Here is a 15,889-nt window from a genome sequence, read left to right as displayed (position 1 = left end):
TTCAAGTCTCGTTGTTGACATTTTTGATCAAGCCCACTAATGACGCCCCAACGCCGGGCCGAAACGCCCGGTGTTTGTTTTAACATGTCCCGTGGTTTTCTCCGTTCGCTGACGCGAGAATCCTGTCAGAGCTTCGAAAAAGGAGGCTCAGAGGAGGGCGTGTTTCCTTGAGGCGGTTTGGTAACAAACCGTCCTAACGTGTTGAGAAGGAAATACGATGAGCAAGCGCGCATCATCCAAGTACAAAATCGATCGCCGTATGGGCGAAAACATCTGGGGCCGTCCGAAGTCCCCGGTCAACCGTCGCGAATACGGCCCGGGCCAGCACGGCCAGCGCCGCAAGGGTAAGCTTTCCGACTTCGGCGTGCAGCTGCGCGCCAAGCAGAAGCTCAAGGGCTACTACGGCGACATCAGCGAGAAGCAGTTCCGCGCTGCTTACGATGAAGCCAACCGTCGCAAGGGCGACACAGGCGAAAACCTGATCGGCCTGCTTGAGTCGCGCCTGGACGCCATCGTCTACCGCGCCAAGTTCGTTCCGACGATCTTCGCTGCCCGCCAGTTCGTCAACCATGGCCACGTCACGGTCAATGGCGTTCGCGTCAACATCGGTTCCTACCGTTGCAAGGCCGGCGACGTCATCGAAGTTCGTCAGAAGTCGAAGCAGCTCGTCATCGTTCTGGAATCGGTCCAGCTCGCCGAGCGCGACGTTCCTGACTACATCGAAGTCGACCACAACAAGATGGTTGCCACGTTTGCGCGCGTCCCGACCCTGACGGACGTCCCGTATGCGGTCATCATGGAACCGAACCTGGTCGTCGAATTCTACTCGCGTTAATTCTTCGCGATACGGATTTGTGGAAAGCCGCCCTTCGGGGCGGCTTTTTTTGTTTGCAGTGCGGGAGAGAGCCGCGATGATGGCGCAGCGCTAGCGGCGGGGATTTGACAGCATGGATCTTCAACTGATTGCCGACGAGATCGTAGAGGCGCTGGAGCCGCGTCTGGGCGAAGGCAAGGTGGCGGACTATATCCCCGAACTCGCCCGCGTCGATCCGAAGCAGTTCGGCATTGCGATCACGACCGTTGACGGCCAGACCTTCAAGGCCGGTGACGCCGATACCTCCTTCTCGATCCAGAGCATTTCCAAGGTCTTCATGCTGACTTTGGCCCTCGGAAAGGCGGGCGAGGCGATCTGGAAGCGGGTTGGTCGCGAGCCGTCAGGCTCGTCCTTCAATTCGATCGTGCAGCTCGAACATGAACACGGCATTCCGCGCAATCCCTTTATCAATGCCGGTGCGATCGTCGTCACCGACATGGTGCTGGCTGGTCACAAGCCGCGTGAAGCCATTGGCGAATACCTGCGTTTCATGCGTTATCTCGCCGATGACGAGAGCCTCTCCATCGACGAGAAAGTGGCGCAGTCGGAGCAGAAGACCGGCTACCGGAATTTCGCGCTGGCCAATTTCATGCGCGGTTTCGGCAATCTCGACCATCCGGTCGAGCACACGCTTGGCGTCTATTTTCACCAATGCGCGCTGGCGCTCTCCTGCGTGCAGCTCTCCCATGCCGGACTGTTTCTGGCCAATCGCGGCACCAATCCGCTGACCGGTTTCTCGGTGGTCTCGCCGAAGCGGGCGCGGCGCATCAATGCGCTGATGCTGATGTGCGGGCATTACGACGGCTCGGGAGACTTCGCCTATCAGGTCGGCCTGCCCGGCAAGTCCGGTGTTGGTGGCGGCATCCTCGCGGTGGCACCCGGAAAGGCTTCGATCGCGGTGTGGTCGCCCGGTCTCAACAAGGTCGGCAACTCGGCGCTCGGCTCGGCCGCACTCGAAATGCTGGCCACGCGCACGGGCTGGTCGGTGTTCGGGGCTTGATCTTCCGGGCCGCAACGGGCATTGCAGGGCGAACGGAGCCGTAGATGAACCTCGCCACCACGATCGACAGCCAGAATGCAGCCGCATTGGAGGCCGAGGACGAGTTCGACCTCGCGACCGTTCACCCCGTTTTTGCCCAGGCGCCAGGCTCCGTTTCGTTCAACAAGCTGCGCAAGCGGCTGATCCGTCAGGTGCGCCAGGCGCTTGCCGATTTCGACATGCTGAAGGGCCAGAAACGCTGGCTGGTTGGCCTGTCGGGGGGCAAGGACAGCTATGGCCTGCTCGCCATCCTTCTTGACCTGCAATGGCGCGGTCTGCTTTCGGTCGAACTCGTGGCCTGCAATCTGGACCAGGGGCAACCGAATTTCCCCAAGCATGTCCTGCCGGACTATCTGGCGTCCATTGGGGTGAAACACCGGATCGAATATCGCGACACCTATTCGATCGTGAAGGAGAAGGTGCCCAGCGGCGGCACCTATTGTTCCCTCTGTTCGCGTCTGCGGCGGGGCAATCTCTACCGGATCGCCCGCGAAGAAGGATGCGATGCGCTGGTGCTTGGGCATCATCGCGAGGATATTCTTGAAACCTTCTTCATGAACTTCTTCCATGGCGGTCGGCTCTCGGCCATGCCGGCCAAACTGCTCAACGACGAGAAGGATCTCTTCGTCCTGCGTCCGCTTGCCTATGCCGCAGAAGACGACATGGCGCGGTTTGCTGAAGCCATGGCCTTCCCGATCATCCCTTGCGATCTCTGCGGCTCGCAAGATGGGCTCCAGCGCAATGCGATGAAGGAGATGCTGTCAGGCATCGAAGCGCGAATGCCGGGCCGGAAGGATGCGATGCTGCGGGCACTCGGTCATGTCGATCCGTCTCATCTGCTTGATCCGAAATTGTTCGATTTCGCCGGACTGATGGCGGCGCCCCGCGACTGAGTGCATGGCCTTTCACGGTCAGCATTGGGTGTCCTGCACAATTTTCGCCGCTCTTGCACAATTTCCCCGGCTTTGCGCACCCTGCGGACTGTCCTTAAGGCAGCTTGCACTTTAGAAAGTCAGAAAGGGGCCGGTTCGCACGAACGAGCCGGGTGGATGAACGAGTGTGGGAGTGTGGATGACTGAGGAATCTCAGGCGTCGGTCGCGCGGCGTGCCGTCTTTCTGGTCGGTGGTTATGAGCGCAACGATTCGGCCGGGTTCTTTCGCAGGATCGGTCGTGAGATGGCCCGGTTCAGTGCCTGCTGGGGAGTGGCCGCGCGGATGGAGGAGCCGGTACCGGCGCCGGGCGGAATCGCTGCGACGGCGCGGGTCCACTATCATGGCGCCGACGGCGACTGCGTCAGCGACCTGACCTTCCTCAGCTTCGACGATCTGGTCAAACGTGACGGGTCCAGGCCCTTTGTCGTTCGGCTCTGGGTCTATCTGATCTCCTTCCTCGACTATGTCTTCAGCGGGACGATGTTTCGCTTCTTCGGGACCAACTGGCGTTTCGCGCTCTATTTTCTTTATCCGGCCGTGGCGCTCATGGCGTTCGCCGGAGCAGGGTGTTTCGTCTATCGGCTGGTGAGGTTTGCCGGCTTTCCGGGAAGCATGATCGTTGCCGTTCTGGTCGGCATGCTCGTCGCCTATGCTGCGGGGCGTTTCATCGGCCGGCGCTATTTCGTCTTCCACCTGATGGATCTCTGGTCGTTCAGCCGCGAGCATCTGCGCGGCCGCCGGCCGGACATGGATCTGCGTCTCGATGCGTGGTCACGGTTGATCGATGAGCGCTTGCGGGATGGTCGATATGACGAGGTGTTGCTCGTTGGCCATTCGACCGGTGGGGCGCTGATCCTTGACGTTGCCCATTTGTTGGCGGAGCGCCTGACGGGTGAGGGACGGGCAGTCGACTTTACCCTGCTCACGGTCGGATCAACTTCGCTCAAGGTCTGCCTGCATCCGGCAGCGGTGAGGGCGCGTCAACGGCTGGAGAACCTGTCTCGGTTTCCGGCACTGCGCTGGACCGAGTTCCAGGCGCTCACCGACATCATCAATTTCTACAAATGCGACCCCTACCGGCTCGCCGGTCTGACCCACCAGCGGAAGGATGCCTTTCCGCGCATGTTCCAGGTGCGGTTCAGAGAGATGCTGGTGTCGGAAAGCTATAAGCGGATCAAACGCAATTTCTTCCGCGTGCACTACCAGTTCATCTCGGCCAACAGTCGCCGCTATTTCTACGACTTCTTCCTGATCTGCTGTGGCACGCAGCGGCTCGAAGAGGTCGGTCCCGGCAGCGCGCCGGCTATCGCGCTCGTCGCCGAACAGACAAAGGTCGAAGCATGATCCGCATTTCCTTCATTCTCTGGGCCGTGATGCTCCTGGTGTGGTGCGCCATGCGCTATCCGGCGATGCGTCGGGCACGGCGGCAGAAGACGCGCGTCGACAACCGGACGGTGCTCGACATCTCTCTGCTGACGCTCTGTTTCCTCGGTCTTGTTGTCATGCCGATCGCCTGGCGTCTGGATCTGTTTTCAGACTTTGCCGATCGCGGCCAGCCTGTTCCCGTTCTCGTTCTTGGCATGTTGACCGGTGCCGTCTTCCTCTGGCTGTTTCGCCGCAGCCACAAGGATCTCGGGCGCAACTGGTCGGTCACGCTTGAAGTACGCGAAGGGCATCAACTGGTGACCGGCGGCGTCTATGCCCATGTCCGGCACCCGATGTACGCTTCGTTCCTGCTCTGGGGGCTCGCCCAGGTGTTGCTGATCCCGAACTGGATCGCGGGTTTTGCCGGGCTGGCTGCCGTGCTTGCGCTTTATGCGGTGCGACAGTCGCGCGAAGAGGCGATGATGCGCCAGACCTTTGGCGGCGAATACGACGCCTATTGTGCCCGCACGAAGCGACTCATTCCCGGCGTGTTCTGACGTATCCGGTTCGCGGTTCAGCGGGCGCGCAGGGCCGCCTTGATATCCCGGATGGTGCGATCATGCAGGCCGGGATTCTTGTCGATGTTGAAATGGCCGATGCCCTTGATGGCGGTGTCACCCTGGCGCAGGTTGATATTGGCAAGGTCGCCCTTGAAGCCCGGCATCGGGGTCACCGGTGACCAGAGGGTTTCGCCGCCGGTATAATAGTTCAAGGCCTTCTTGACGTTCCGCGGTACCGGGCCTTTGCCGGTCGGGTCGAAGCTGATGATCAAGGCGACAGGGATCTTCATCGGTTCCAGAGCGCGGGCGACGGCAAAGGTCATGTCGGCCCCCAGGGAATGGCCCACGAGCACGATCGGTCGCGCATCTTTCGAGGCCCGGTATTTTTCGGCGATGCGCCGGGCAAATGCATCTGTGTTCGGCAGCGACAAAACTTCAGCCTTCACGCCGTCTGCAGCAAGCTGCTCGCCCAGGGTGTCTAGCCCCGTGGAGAAGATATTTGCAAAGCCGCGGATCAGATAAACCTGACCGGTTTTCAGCTTGGGCTTGGACTTGAGTGCGGCTTCGGCGGGCAGGGCGGAGGTGATCAGGAGTGCCGACGCGGCTGCCAGCAGGGACCGTCTGGAAATCATGGAAGAATGCACTCCGACATGGCTGTGTTTTCGAAATCATGCATTTTTCACCGTGGCAAGCAACAGCAGCTTGGGGCCTTTCCAGCTGTACTTTGCGTCTTCCTTCCGGTTAGAAGAACCGCGTTGGGGCGGCGTCCAAGAATAGCCGGAATACCACGACGGAACGGAGAGATTTCATGACTGCCACGATCGATATCGCCGCCTTGGCCAACCTCCTGCAGGAGGCCGCCGTCGAGGAAATCCTGCCGCGTTTTCGTAACCTCGGCGAGGGTGACGTGCGCATGAAAACCGAGGCGATCGATCTCGTGACCGAGGCCGACGAGGCGGCCGAGCGCCTGATCCGAAAGGGTGTGTCCACGCTTCTTCCTGACGCCCTTTTCATCGGTGAGGAGGCGGTCGCTGCCGATCCGGAACTGCTTGGAAAACTCGCCGGTGCCGATCTGGCCGTGATCGTCGATCCGATCGACGGGACCTTCAATTTTGCGGCCGGGCTGACACTGTTCGGTGTCATGCTTGCGGTGGTGAGCAAGGGGGAGACCGTCGCCGGCATCATCTATGACCCGATCGGCAATGACTGGGCGCTGGTCGAGAAGGGTTCCGGTGCGTGGCTTTGCCGGCCCGATGGATCGCAGGAGCAAATGTTCGTCCGGCCGAGCCAGCCGCTGTCCCAGATGATCGGCATTGCGAATACCGGGTTCTTCGATATCGAGACCCGTCGCCGCCTGTTGACGAACCTCGCGGAGGTGCGGCTCTTCACCAGCTATCGCTGTGCGGCCCACGAATATCGTCTGCTCGGCCAGGGGCACATGGATTTTGCCATGTACAACAAGCTGATGCCCTGGGACCATCTCGGCGGTGCGCTGATGATGCAGGAGGCGGGCGCGCATGTCGCGCGCTTCGACGGATCTGCCTATCTGCCGCATCATACCGATGGTGGACTGCTGGTCGCGGCCGACCCGGATGCCTGGCGGGAATTGCGCGAGAAGATCTTTACCGTCTGAGAATGACAAAAGGCCCGGCATCGACCGGGCCTTTCGCTTTGAGCAGGTCGCTCTGTTGGTCAGACGGGCTTGTTTTGCGGGTGGAACAGGCGGCCCTTCTCACCGATCAGAACGAAGATCAGACCGATGAAGCCGACCACGAAGAAGCCCGTGACCATCGGCAGCGCTGTGCCGTCGAAGGCCTGGCCGATGGCCGCGCCGATCAGCGAGCCGCCGATCGTGCCCATGAAGCCGAGGACCGAGGACGCCGTGCCGGCGACGTGGCCGAGTGGTTCCATAGCCAGCGAGTTGAAGTTCGATCCGATCCAGCCGAACTGGAACATCGAGAGCGCAAAGAAGCTCAGGAACAGCGCAAACGGCATCGGCTGCGGGCCAACGACCTGGATCAGCAGCCACACGGCATTGATGAAGATGAAACCGAGCAGAGAAGCGTGCGACAGCTTGCGCATGCCGAAGCGGCCGACCAGCTTCGAGTTGACGAAGGACGACAGCGCCATGAACAATGCGACGGCGGCAAAAGCGACCGGGAACCAGACGCCGAGGCCGTAAATGCCCACATAGATCTGCTGGGCCGAATTGATGAAACCGAACAGCGCCCCGAAGATGAAGGTGCTGGCCAGCGTGTAACAGAGGGCTACGCGGTTGGTGAGGACGATGCGGAAGCCGTCGAGGATAACCTTCGGCGTGAAGGCCCTGATATCCTCAGGCGCTAGCGTTTCCGGAAGGCGGATGTACATCCAGGTCCCGACGATCAGTGCGATCACCGCCATGAAGACGAAGATCCAGTGCCAGTCCCCGAACAGCATGATCAATTGACCGGTGCCGGGGGCGACGACCGGGATGACCATGAAGACCATCATGATCAGCGACATGACTTCGGCCATCTGCCGACCGCCGAAGACGTCGCGAACGATCGAGACGGTGATGACGCGGGTGGCGGCCGACCCGATGCCCTGGATGAACCGCAGGACGAGCAGCATGCCGAAGGACGGCACGAAGACGACGGCGAGCGAGGAGACAACATAGATGCCGAGACCGAGGATCATTGGGATGCGGCGGCCGAGGCGGTCGGCGATCGGACCGTAGAACAGTTGCGCCAGACCGAAACCGATCAGGTAGGCGGAGACCACGTATTGACGGTGGTTTTCGTTTTCGACGTTGAGGGCTGCTCCGATTTGCTGGAGGCCGGGAAGCATGATGTCGATGGCGAGCGCATTGAGCGCCATCAGGAAGGCCATCAACGCGATAAATTCGGCGCGGCCCATCTTGCCCAGCGCTTTTTGCGCGGAGTGTAAGGAATCAGACACGGGAGAATACCTCTAAACGGCCAAAAGGCGTTGCCCGGGGCAACGCCTACTCAGCCTTGGAATGAAGATGCCTTGCGGCGAGCTTGTCAGGCGGCGCCGCGAACGGCGATACCCTGGTCTTCAAAATGCTTTTGCAATTCGCCGGCCTGGAACATCTCGCGGACGATGTCGCAACCGCCGACAAATTCGCCCTTGATGTAGAGCTGCGGAATGGTCGGCCAGTTGGAATACTGCTTGATGCCTTCGCGGATCTCCATGTCGGCCAGCACGTTGACGCCCTTGTAGTCGACACCGAGATAGTCGAGAATCTGGACCACCTGGCCGGAGAAGCCGCATTGCGGGAACTGCGGGCTGCCCTTCATGAACAGGACCACGTCGTTGGTCTTCACTTCGTTGTCGATGAAATCGTGGGCGCTCATGTCTTATCCTTTCACATGCCGGTCAAGGCGGCAGGTTTGCGTGCCGTACAAATAGCAAGAGCAATCCGCTTTTGCCAGTGCCGAGAGGCGAAGGTTTGTCAGGAACTGCGCTGGCGGCTGCGTTTGGCCGCCGTCCGGCGACGGCTCAATTGCTTCTTCGGCGCGGCGCGCTTGACCTTCTTCTTCACGAAACGGCCCGTCGTGCTGGAGCGTGTCTGCTGCTTGCGCCGGCTTGTGCGCTTGCTTGCCGGCTTTTTCAGAATTTCTTTCAGGACGCCTTCGACGACATTCTTGACGATGTCGGAGACCAGATCAGCCATTCGTTTTCATCCTCCCGCCGTGGTGCACCCACTTCTGTTCCATTTCTCCTTTTAATCAGCGCAATTCTCGTCTAGCAAGCGCTGCCTGCGGTCGATCTGCAGTGAAACGAGTGACCGCCATCATGATCCATCGTCGTGTCGTCCTGCATTTTCCGGGTTTCGAGCCCCTGGATTCTGAGGCGCATCGTCAGCGATACCAAAGATCCGCAGCCCAAGCAGCGCGCGTCTGGGAAAGCCGCTTCGCCGTCGGGCCGATGTCCGGCATGCCTGAGAACGCGCATTTTATCGTCGATGCGGCTGGCGACGGTTGGGTCACCAGTAGCGAGATCCACATCCACGACCACAACGACCTGATCGCAAGCCTGCGTCGCGACAGTCTCTGGCGGCAGATTGCTGCCGGGTTCCGTGCTGGTCTTGCACTCGTAGTCCAGGGAGCCGCCTTTGCCTATTTCCGTCATGCCTGGCGTTTCGGCTTGTTCTTCCTGTTTCCCTATCTGTTCATCGCGCTCGGCATCGCCATTGGTGTCGAGATCGCGGCACTGCCTCTGACGATTGATCTCCACCCGCTCTGGCTTCTCCTCTCTCTGCCACTCGGCTATGCCGCATTCCGTTACGGCTGGATGCGCCTTTCCGATCGTTACCATGTGCTGCATCTGCTGGCCGATTGGCGCCTGGCGGTCGCCATCGCCGAGAACGGGCAAGAGGTGGCGGCCTGGATCGAGCGGGAGGCAGATCGCGCCGAACGGGCGCTTGCGACATCCGCAGACGAGGTCCTCGTGACCTCGCACAGCATGGGCGCGAGCCTCGCTTTGTCGGTGATCGGCCGTCTGATCGAGCGGAACTCGCCGGTGTTGAGAGATCGGCGGATCACTTTCGTCACCCTGGGTGGGGCGGCTCTGCAATGCAGCCTTCTGTCGAGTGCGACCTTGCTGAGGCACAGGATCGGGCTTGTGGCGCGCCACACCCAGGTGGACTGGTTCGACATCCAGTGCCTGACCGACCCGATCCATCTCTACAAATGTCAGACGGTCGCGCTATCGGGCCATCCCGATGCGCCGCAGCCGAAGCTGGTCTTTGTGCGCTTCAAGAACGCCATGTCGGCCGAGCGTTATGGACGCAATCGCCGGGACTTCCTGCGCATGCACCGGCAATATGTGCTGGGTCCGGACCAGAAGAGCGGATTCGACTTCACCCTGATGACGGCCGGTCCCTTGCCGGCACTGTCATTTTCGGACCTGCACTCGGCACGGCCACCGGTTTTCTGATTTTCCAAACCAAAAAAGCCTGCCGCGATTGCGGCAGGCTTTTTTCAACGCAAGTCAGCTCTGGACTGCGTTATTCTGGAATGCTCGTCTGCAGGGCGAGTGCATGCAGAACACCCCCCATGTTGCCCTTCAGGGCGTCATAGACCATCTGGTGCTGCTGAACGCGGCTCTTGCCACGGAAGGCTTCGGCGACAACCTCGGCGGCATAGTGATCGCCGTCCCCGGCGAGATCGCGAATAACGACCTTCGCTCCCGGAATGCCGGCCTTGATCATGTCTTCGATGTCGCCTGGTTTCATCGGCATGTAACGGATCCCTCATGCAAATCAGCAATGGCCGACTATCGGCCATCCGACCAGTTCTTTCAATGGGGATGGCAGTCGCCACCCCATGCTCCACAGGGACGTGATCGGGCCGTCAGGCGACTTCGCCTTCCATCAGTGCGGGGAACCAGCCTTCATGGGCCGCCTTCAACGCTTCGACGGATACCGGCTTGGCATCGCCGAGGACAACATTGGTGCCGCCCGTGCGGCCAATCCACGGGCAGAAGACGCCTGCGGCTTCGGCGCGGACCTGGACCTGGTCGACATTGTCTTCGGCGACTGTCAGCACATAACGGCCCTGGTCCTCGCCATAGAAGACGGCGATGGGGTTTGCATCACTCAGCGCATTGACGTGGGCGCCGATGCCCGAAGCCATAGCCATTTCGGCGACGGCGAGAGCGAGGCCACCCGACGAGCAATCATGGACGGCGGTCGCCAGACCATCGTTGATGAGGCCGCGAACGAAATCGCCGACCTTCTTCTCGTGTTCGAGATCGACATGCGGGGCCGGTCCGTCCGTGCGACCATGAATGTCGCGCAGATAGACCGACTGGCCGAGATGTGTGCCCCAGCTGGACGGTGCGCCAGCGAGCAGGATCGCCTCGCCCTGGGCGGCGAAACGGATGCGCGCCATCTTCTTCCAGTCCGCCATCAGGCCAACGCCGGCAATGGTCGGTGTCGGCAGGATGCCCTGGCCATTGGTCTCGTTGTAGAGCGAGACATTGCCGGAGACGATCGGGAAGTCGAGTGCGAGGCAAGCCTCGCCGATGCCTTTGATCGCAAAGACGAACTGGCCCATGATCTCAGGGCGTTCGGGATTGCCGAAATTGAGGTTGTCGGTGGCGGCGAGCGGAAGCGCGCCAGTCGCGGTGATGTTGCGCCAGCATTCGGCAACCGCCTGCTTGCCGCCTTCAAACGGGTCGGCCTCGACGTAACGCGGCGTGACGTCGGAGGAGAAGGCGAGCGCCTTGGTGGCATGGCCTTCGACGCGGATAACGCCGGCATCGCCGCCCGGAAGCTGCAGCGAGTTGCCCTGGATCAGGGTGTCATACTGTTCGTAGACCCAGCGGCGCGAGGAGTTGTTGGCAGAGCCAACGAGCTTGAGCAGCGCGTCTGCGACGTCACCGGCCGGGATGTCCTTCTCGGCAAGCGGGGCAGGGGTCTTGGGCTCGATCCAGGGGCGGTCGTATTCCGGGGCTTCGTCGCCGAGTTCCTTGATCGGCAGGTTCGCGACTTCTTCGCCCTGATGGATGACGCGGAAACGCAGGTCGTCGGTGGTGTAGCCAACGATCGCGAAGTCGAGACCCCACTTGACGAAGATCGCCTTGGCGACCTCTTCCTTGGAAGGCTCGAGCACCATGAGCATGCGCTCCTGGCTTTCCGACAGCATCATTTCGTAGGCCGTCATGCGCTCTTCGCGCACCGGCACCTTGTCGAGCTGCAGCTCGATGCCGAGGCCGCCTTTGGCGCCCATTTCGACGGCCGAGCAGGTGAGGCCGGCGGCACCCATGTCCTGGATGGCGATGACGGCGCCGGTCTGCATCAGTTCGAGGCAGGCTTCGAGCAGGCACTTTTCGGTGAAGGGGTCGCCAACCTGAACGGTCGGACGCTTCTCTTCGATCGATTCGTCGAATTCTGCAGACGCCATGGTGGCCCCACCGACGCCGTCGCGACCGGTCTTTGCGCCGAGATAGACAACGGGAAGGCCGACGCCCTTGGCTTCCGACAGGAAGATGCCGTCCGCCTTGGCAAGGCCGGCAGCGAATGCGTTGACCAGGATATTGCCATTGTAGCGGGCGTCGAATTCGACTTCACCGCCCACCGTCGGAACACCGAAGGAATTGCCGTAGCCGCCAACGCCGGCAACAACACCGGCCACGAGATGCTTGGTCTTCGGATGATCGGGCGCGCCAAAACGCAGCGCGTTCATAGCAGCCACCGGACGGGCGCCCATGGTGAAGACGTCGCGCAGGATGCCGCCGACGCCGGTTGCAGCCCCTTGGTAAGGCTCGATGTAGGACGGGTGGTTGTGGCTCTCCATCTTGAAGACCACGACATCGCCGTCATCGATGTCGACCACGCCGGCGTTTTCGCCCGGCCCCTGGATGACGCGCGGCCCCTTGGTCGGCAGCGTCTTCAGCCACTTCTTGGAAGACTTGTAGGAGCAGTGCTCGTTCCACATCGCCGAGAAGATGCCGAGCTCGGTGAAGGTCGGCTCGCGCCCGATCAGGTTCAGGATGCGATCGTATTCGTCTGGCTTCAGGCCGTGGCTTGCGATCAATTCTGCGGTGATGGGACGGGAGTTGGAAACGGTCATCTGGCTCTCAGGGAAATGGGAGATCGGTTTCGAGGCAGGCTATAACGCAAGCCTGCGCCCGGCGCACTTGAAAAATGCGCCCGATTAAGCCTTTCCTGCCGCTTTCGTGGTTCGATGGATGCGTCTCGCGGTCCGGCTCAGACGATGGCGCTGGTGCCGAGCGGAGACTGGTCCAGAATGCGCCGAACCGTCTTCAAGCCTTCCGATGACAGTGTCCGATCACGCCCTTCGCTGAAGCCGACTCGGACGTGGTGGAAGACCCGCGCAGATCGTGCCGGCTTGAACTCGTCTTCGTCATCAATCAGCACATTTGCGTCGAGCACCGCCTGCTTGAAAGTGCCGGACATCCAGGGTTCGGGCAGCTTCAGCCAAAAGAAGGGCAGGCGAGAGTGAGAGCGAAACTCGTGGCCCTCGAAGAGCTGGCGGACGATTGCTTCTCTGGCTGAGATTTCGGTAAGGACCTGGCTGCGAATCTCGGCGGCGGCACCTGACAGGACCAGCCTTGCGGAGAGTTCGGCGAGCAGGAAGGGCAAGCCGCCGGTCACCATTTTTTGGGTCACACGCACGCGCTGACTCATATGTGGCGGACAGGCGACCCAGCCGCCGCGCACGCCGGCTGCAACCGATTTCGACAAGCCGTTCAGCAGAAAGGTTCGGTCCGGCGCCAGTTCAGCCAGAAGCGGGATGCCGTCGGCGATCATGCCGCCATAGAGGTAGTCCTCGATGAGCCAGACATTGTATTTTCGGGCGATGGTGACAATGTCCTGGCGTCGCGAGAGTGTCAGGCAAGCCAGCGTCGGGTTCTGCCCCGAGGACATAATGAAAGCCGCCTTGGGGTGTTCGCGGGCACAGACCCGTTCAAAATCCGCCGGCAGGATCCCGTCACTGTCCGAATCGACCAGTGCAATCTGGCGGCCCATGACCATGGCGCTGCGCGAGACCTGCGAATAGGTGAGGTGCTCGCAGACGACCCGGTCACCTGTGCCCGTCACCGCTGCGATCACCGCATTGATCCCGGCATGGACTCCCATTTGCGGCAGGATCTGCGAGGCTTCCGGCGACCAGTTGCCGGCCGAGAGCCACTGTTTGCCGGCTTCCTGCCAATCCGGCGAGAGCGTGCGGGTATAACTGGAGATTTCCGAGGGATGCTGCGAAGCGATTTCGGTCATGATCCGCCCGACAACTGCGGCCTGGCCCACGTCGATCGCAGCCGTCGTGTCGAAGCGCAACTTGCCTGGCGGCGGGCTCATCGCCCGGGTGCCGCCATAGGTGATTGTCACCGGATCGCGCGCAACAGCCGTGGGATCGGAGGTGTCTGCCTGCACATAGGTGCCGCGGCCAACCTCGCCACTCACAAGGCCGCGCTCGCGCAGAAGTGCATAGGCACGAGAAATTGTCCCTATTGTCACCCCGACGTCATAAGCGAGATCCCGTTGCGGCGGCAATTTGGTGCCATGCGCAAGTTGACCTGATTTTATGGCGTTTTCCGCATCATCTGCGATGCGGACATACAGCGGGCCGTGACCGCTGGTGAGGGAGGGGAGCCAGTTTGTCATGGGGACAATTCTCTATATTGTCACCGTCATTGAGTCAATTCATATCTCTTGCTCGATGCATACAGGCAGCCAGCAAGAGTGATATGATGACAATCGATACAATTTCCTCGCCAGCCGAGCAATCCGTCTCCTTCCGGCCCGTCGGTATTGCCGCTTTTTGGGGTATGCTCTCTCGTCGCGTGATGGGATGGTCAAGCCGCTCTCGGTCGCGGCAGGCCTTGTCGGAGTTGACGGAAAGTCAGTTGCGCGACATCGGGCTTAGCGAAGGTGAAGCGCGGCGGGAAGCGAGGCGGAGCCTTATGGTTCGCCTCAATGGCGCGTCGCTGCCGCCGTTCTGATCAGCAATCCTTGGAGCCCTTGGCCCAGCGGATGACGTCTGTGCGGATGCGGGGTGCGAGCGCTTCGCCCATTAACGGACCAAACGCGTCAAGTCTGGCCGGCTTGCCTTCCGCCTGAACGACCAGCAAAGGCCGGATGTCGCTGGAGCCCTTGCGGACCAGCAAGATGCGCGGCCTGCCCGAGAAGGACGAGAGTTCCGGTGCCAGTGAATACGCCTTGAAATCAGGGTCGCCTGACTTGAACCAGCAGCGGTTTGCGCCAACGGCAACCAGTTCCATCACGTCAAGTGCGGACTGACCTGTTGCTGCTCGTGGTGCCGGCGCGTCGGGCTTGCAGGCGGAAAGCGCTGCGACGGAAATCAGGAAGAGAGAAAGGCTGAGGCGGCGCATGGCGATCTTTCGGCTGTGTGCCGCCTCTCTAACATTCATAGGGTTAAGCGAAGCTTACCTCAGGCGGCGATGACATCGAGGGCCGAGGCAAAGATGCCGCGCCCGTCATTGCCGCCATGGGCGGCTTCAATCAGGTTTTCCGGATGCGGCATCATGCCGAGCACGTTGCCCTTGGCATTCACAACGCCGGCGATGTCGTTCATCGAGCCGTTCGGGTTCGTGCCTTCGGCATAGCGGAACACGACCTGGCCATTGCCTTCGATCGCTTTCAGCGTCTCGGCATCGGCGAAGTAGTTGCCGTCGTGATGGGCGACGGGCGAGCGTATGATCTGGCCCTTGGCATAGGCGCGAGTGAAGTCGGTGTCGGCGTTGACGACTTCCAGCTTGATTTCCTTGCAGACGAACTTCAGCGACTGGTTGCGCATCAGGGCGCCCGGCAGCATGCCCGCCTCGACCAGGATCTGGAAGCCGTTGCAGACGCCGATGACCTTGACGCCCTGCTCGGACTTGTCCTTGATCGCCTGCATGACCGGCATGCGGGCGGCAATCGCGCCACACCGTAGATAGTCGCCATAGGAGAAGCCGCCTGGAATGACGATCAGATCGACATCCGGGATCTCGGTCTCGGTCTGCCAGATGGTGACAGGCGCATGGCCGGAGATCTTGGTCAGCGCCGCGATCATGTCACGGTCACGATTGAGGCCTGGGAGCTGGACGACGGCTGATTTCATGGCTGTGGCTCAAACCTTAGCTGGGCTTCCTGGAACTCCCGCAGCTCCAGGCGATTTTCAATGCGATCCAGACGCGTCTCATGGCGAGCAAGCGTCGTATGGATGTTATGAATGTCCTGATGCACCGACACCAAGGTGCCGCGCATCGCATTCATGTCTGCTTTCAGCTCTCGTTGGCCCAGTTTGATGTCCGCAATGTCGGCGTGAACTCGCTTCAAAAGCTCGAACATCAATTCGCTGGTCACTTCAGCCATATCGCGCGTCTCCTTCAACCCTCAGGCGATGGAGATAGTATAATTCTCGATTACCGTGTTGGCGAGGAGCTTTTCGCACATGGCCTTGAGGTCGGCTTCGGCCTTCGCCTTGTCGGAACCTTCAACTTCGAGGTCGAAGACCTTGCCCTGGCGGACCTGGCCGACGCCCTCGAAGCCGAGGGCACCGAGTGCGCCCTCGATGGCCTTGCCCTGGGGATCCAGGACACCGTTTTTCAGGGTGACGGTGACGCGTGCCTTGATCACTT

At 60.9% G+C, this 15,889-nt stretch carries 19 protein-coding genes; 8 read left to right on the top strand and 11 right to left on the bottom strand.

The features are described from left to right. The first annotated feature begins 217 nt into the window (after positions 1-217). From rpsD to DMY87_RS07145, 5 genes are all read left to right on the top strand, one after another. Positions 218-835, top strand: a complete 618-nt coding sequence (rpsD, locus tag DMY87_RS07165; protein ID WP_110790612.1) for a 30S ribosomal protein S4 — start codon at positions 218-220, stop codon at positions 833-835. A 112-nt stretch (positions 836-947) separates the two neighbouring features. After that, entirely contained in the window at positions 948-1,874 is a 927-nt protein-coding gene (locus DMY87_RS07160) for a glutaminase (RefSeq protein ID WP_110790611.1), read from the top strand. A gap of 44 nt (positions 1,875-1,918) precedes the next feature. Continuing rightward, positions 1,919-2,806, top strand: a complete 888-nt coding sequence (gene ttcA / locus DMY87_RS07155) for a tRNA 2-thiocytidine(32) synthetase TtcA (protein ID WP_110790610.1) — start codon at positions 1,919-1,921, stop codon at positions 2,804-2,806. Positions 2,807-2,984: 178 nt separating this feature from the next. Further along, the gene (locus tag DMY87_RS07150) at positions 2,985-4,190 is read left to right on the top strand and encodes an alpha/beta hydrolase family protein (RefSeq protein WP_110790609.1); all 1,206 of its coding nucleotides are present in this window, start codon (positions 2,985-2,987) and stop codon (positions 4,188-4,190) included. Then, complete coding sequence (locus tag DMY87_RS07145) at positions 4,187-4,768, top strand: protein-S-isoprenylcysteine O-methyltransferase (RefSeq protein ID WP_110790608.1); 582 nt, start codon at positions 4,187-4,189, stop codon at positions 4,766-4,768. The genes DMY87_RS07150 and DMY87_RS07145 overlap by 4 nt, the downstream gene beginning before the upstream one ends. A gap of 17 nt (positions 4,769-4,785) precedes the next feature. Here the strand turns inward: DMY87_RS07145 and DMY87_RS07140 are convergent, their stop codons facing one another. Next, on the bottom strand, positions 4,786-5,403 hold the full coding sequence (locus tag DMY87_RS07140; RefSeq protein WP_110790607.1) for a thioesterase domain-containing protein: 618 nt from the start codon (positions 5,401-5,403) through the stop codon (positions 4,786-4,788). A 176-nt stretch (positions 5,404-5,579) separates the two neighbouring features. Here DMY87_RS07140 and DMY87_RS07135 point away from each other — a divergent pair, with 176 nt between their 5' ends. Beyond that, positions 5,580-6,404 (top strand): inositol monophosphatase family protein, encoded by an 825-nt coding sequence (locus tag DMY87_RS07135; RefSeq protein WP_110790606.1) that lies wholly within the window; start codon positions 5,580-5,582, stop codon positions 6,402-6,404. A 59-nt stretch (positions 6,405-6,463) separates the two neighbouring features. Here the strand turns inward: DMY87_RS07135 and DMY87_RS07130 are convergent, their stop codons facing one another. The 3 genes from DMY87_RS07130 to DMY87_RS07120 all read right to left on the bottom strand — a co-directional run bounded on the left by DMY87_RS07130 (position 6,464) and on the right by DMY87_RS07120 (position 8,450). After that, on the bottom strand, positions 6,464-7,669 hold the full coding sequence (locus DMY87_RS07130; RefSeq protein WP_110790605.1) for a multidrug effflux MFS transporter: 1,206 nt from the start codon (positions 7,667-7,669) through the stop codon (positions 6,464-6,466). A gap of 128 nt (positions 7,670-7,797) precedes the next feature. Then, positions 7,798-8,130, bottom strand: a complete 333-nt coding sequence (gene grxD / locus DMY87_RS07125; RefSeq protein WP_110790604.1) for a Grx4 family monothiol glutaredoxin — start codon at positions 8,128-8,130, stop codon at positions 7,798-7,800. A gap of 98 nt (positions 8,131-8,228) precedes the next feature. After that, on the bottom strand, positions 8,229-8,450 hold the full coding sequence (locus DMY87_RS07120; protein WP_110790603.1) for a hypothetical protein: 222 nt from the start codon (positions 8,448-8,450) through the stop codon (positions 8,229-8,231). A gap of 122 nt (positions 8,451-8,572) precedes the next feature. Between DMY87_RS07120 and DMY87_RS07115 the strand changes: the two genes are divergently transcribed. After that, positions 8,573-9,715 (top strand): hypothetical protein, encoded by a 1,143-nt coding sequence (locus tag DMY87_RS07115; RefSeq protein WP_110790995.1) that lies wholly within the window; start codon positions 8,573-8,575, stop codon positions 9,713-9,715. Positions 9,716-9,785: 70 nt separating this feature from the next. Here the strand turns inward: DMY87_RS07115 and DMY87_RS07110 are convergent, their stop codons facing one another. The 3 genes from DMY87_RS07110 to DMY87_RS07100 all read right to left on the bottom strand — a co-directional run bounded on the left by DMY87_RS07110 (position 9,786) and on the right by DMY87_RS07100 (position 13,910). After that, positions 9,786-10,019: a BolA/IbaG family iron-sulfur metabolism protein gene (locus tag DMY87_RS07110; RefSeq protein WP_062278593.1), complete on the bottom strand. Its 234-nt coding sequence runs from the start codon at positions 10,017-10,019 to the stop codon at positions 9,786-9,788. 112 nt (positions 10,020-10,131) lie between these two features. Further along, positions 10,132-12,354, bottom strand: a complete 2,223-nt coding sequence (gene purL, locus DMY87_RS07105; RefSeq protein WP_110790602.1) for a phosphoribosylformylglycinamidine synthase subunit PurL — start codon at positions 12,352-12,354, stop codon at positions 10,132-10,134. A gap of 137 nt (positions 12,355-12,491) precedes the next feature. Then, complete coding sequence (locus DMY87_RS07100; RefSeq protein ID WP_110790601.1) at positions 12,492-13,910, bottom strand: aminotransferase-like domain-containing protein; 1,419 nt, start codon at positions 13,908-13,910, stop codon at positions 12,492-12,494. 83 nt (positions 13,911-13,993) lie between these two features. On the opposite strand from DMY87_RS07100, the gene DMY87_RS24585 reads away from it, so the two are divergent. Next, on the top strand, positions 13,994-14,248 hold the full coding sequence (locus tag DMY87_RS24585) for a DUF1127 domain-containing protein (protein ID WP_110790600.1): 255 nt from the start codon (positions 13,994-13,996) through the stop codon (positions 14,246-14,248). On the opposite strand, the gene DMY87_RS07090 is transcribed toward DMY87_RS24585, so the two are convergent. From DMY87_RS07090 to purS, 4 genes are read right to left on the bottom strand one after another with little or no spacing between them, the layout of a single operon-like run. After that, positions 14,249-14,638 (bottom strand): hypothetical protein, encoded by a 390-nt coding sequence (locus DMY87_RS07090; protein WP_110790599.1) that lies wholly within the window; start codon positions 14,636-14,638, stop codon positions 14,249-14,251. A 59-nt stretch (positions 14,639-14,697) separates the two neighbouring features. Next, positions 14,698-15,369, bottom strand: a complete 672-nt coding sequence (purQ, locus tag DMY87_RS07085) for a phosphoribosylformylglycinamidine synthase subunit PurQ (RefSeq protein WP_110790598.1) — start codon at positions 15,367-15,369, stop codon at positions 14,698-14,700. Then, entirely contained in the window at positions 15,366-15,623 is a 258-nt protein-coding gene (locus tag DMY87_RS07080) for a hypothetical protein (protein ID WP_110790597.1), read from the bottom strand. The genes purQ and DMY87_RS07080 overlap by 4 nt, the downstream gene beginning before the upstream one ends. A gap of 21 nt (positions 15,624-15,644) precedes the next feature. After that, on the bottom strand, positions 15,645-15,887 hold the full coding sequence (purS, locus tag DMY87_RS07075; RefSeq protein ID WP_110790596.1) for a phosphoribosylformylglycinamidine synthase subunit PurS: 243 nt from the start codon (positions 15,885-15,887) through the stop codon (positions 15,645-15,647). Positions 15,888-15,889 lie beyond the last annotated feature (2 nt).

Source organism: Peteryoungia wuzhouensis (assembly GCF_003205195.1).
Lineage (GTDB): Bacteria > Pseudomonadota > Alphaproteobacteria > Rhizobiales > Rhizobiaceae > Allorhizobium > Allorhizobium wuzhouense.
Note: the sequence above shows the minus strand (reverse complement) of the source record. Positions and strands in the feature narration are given on the sequence as shown.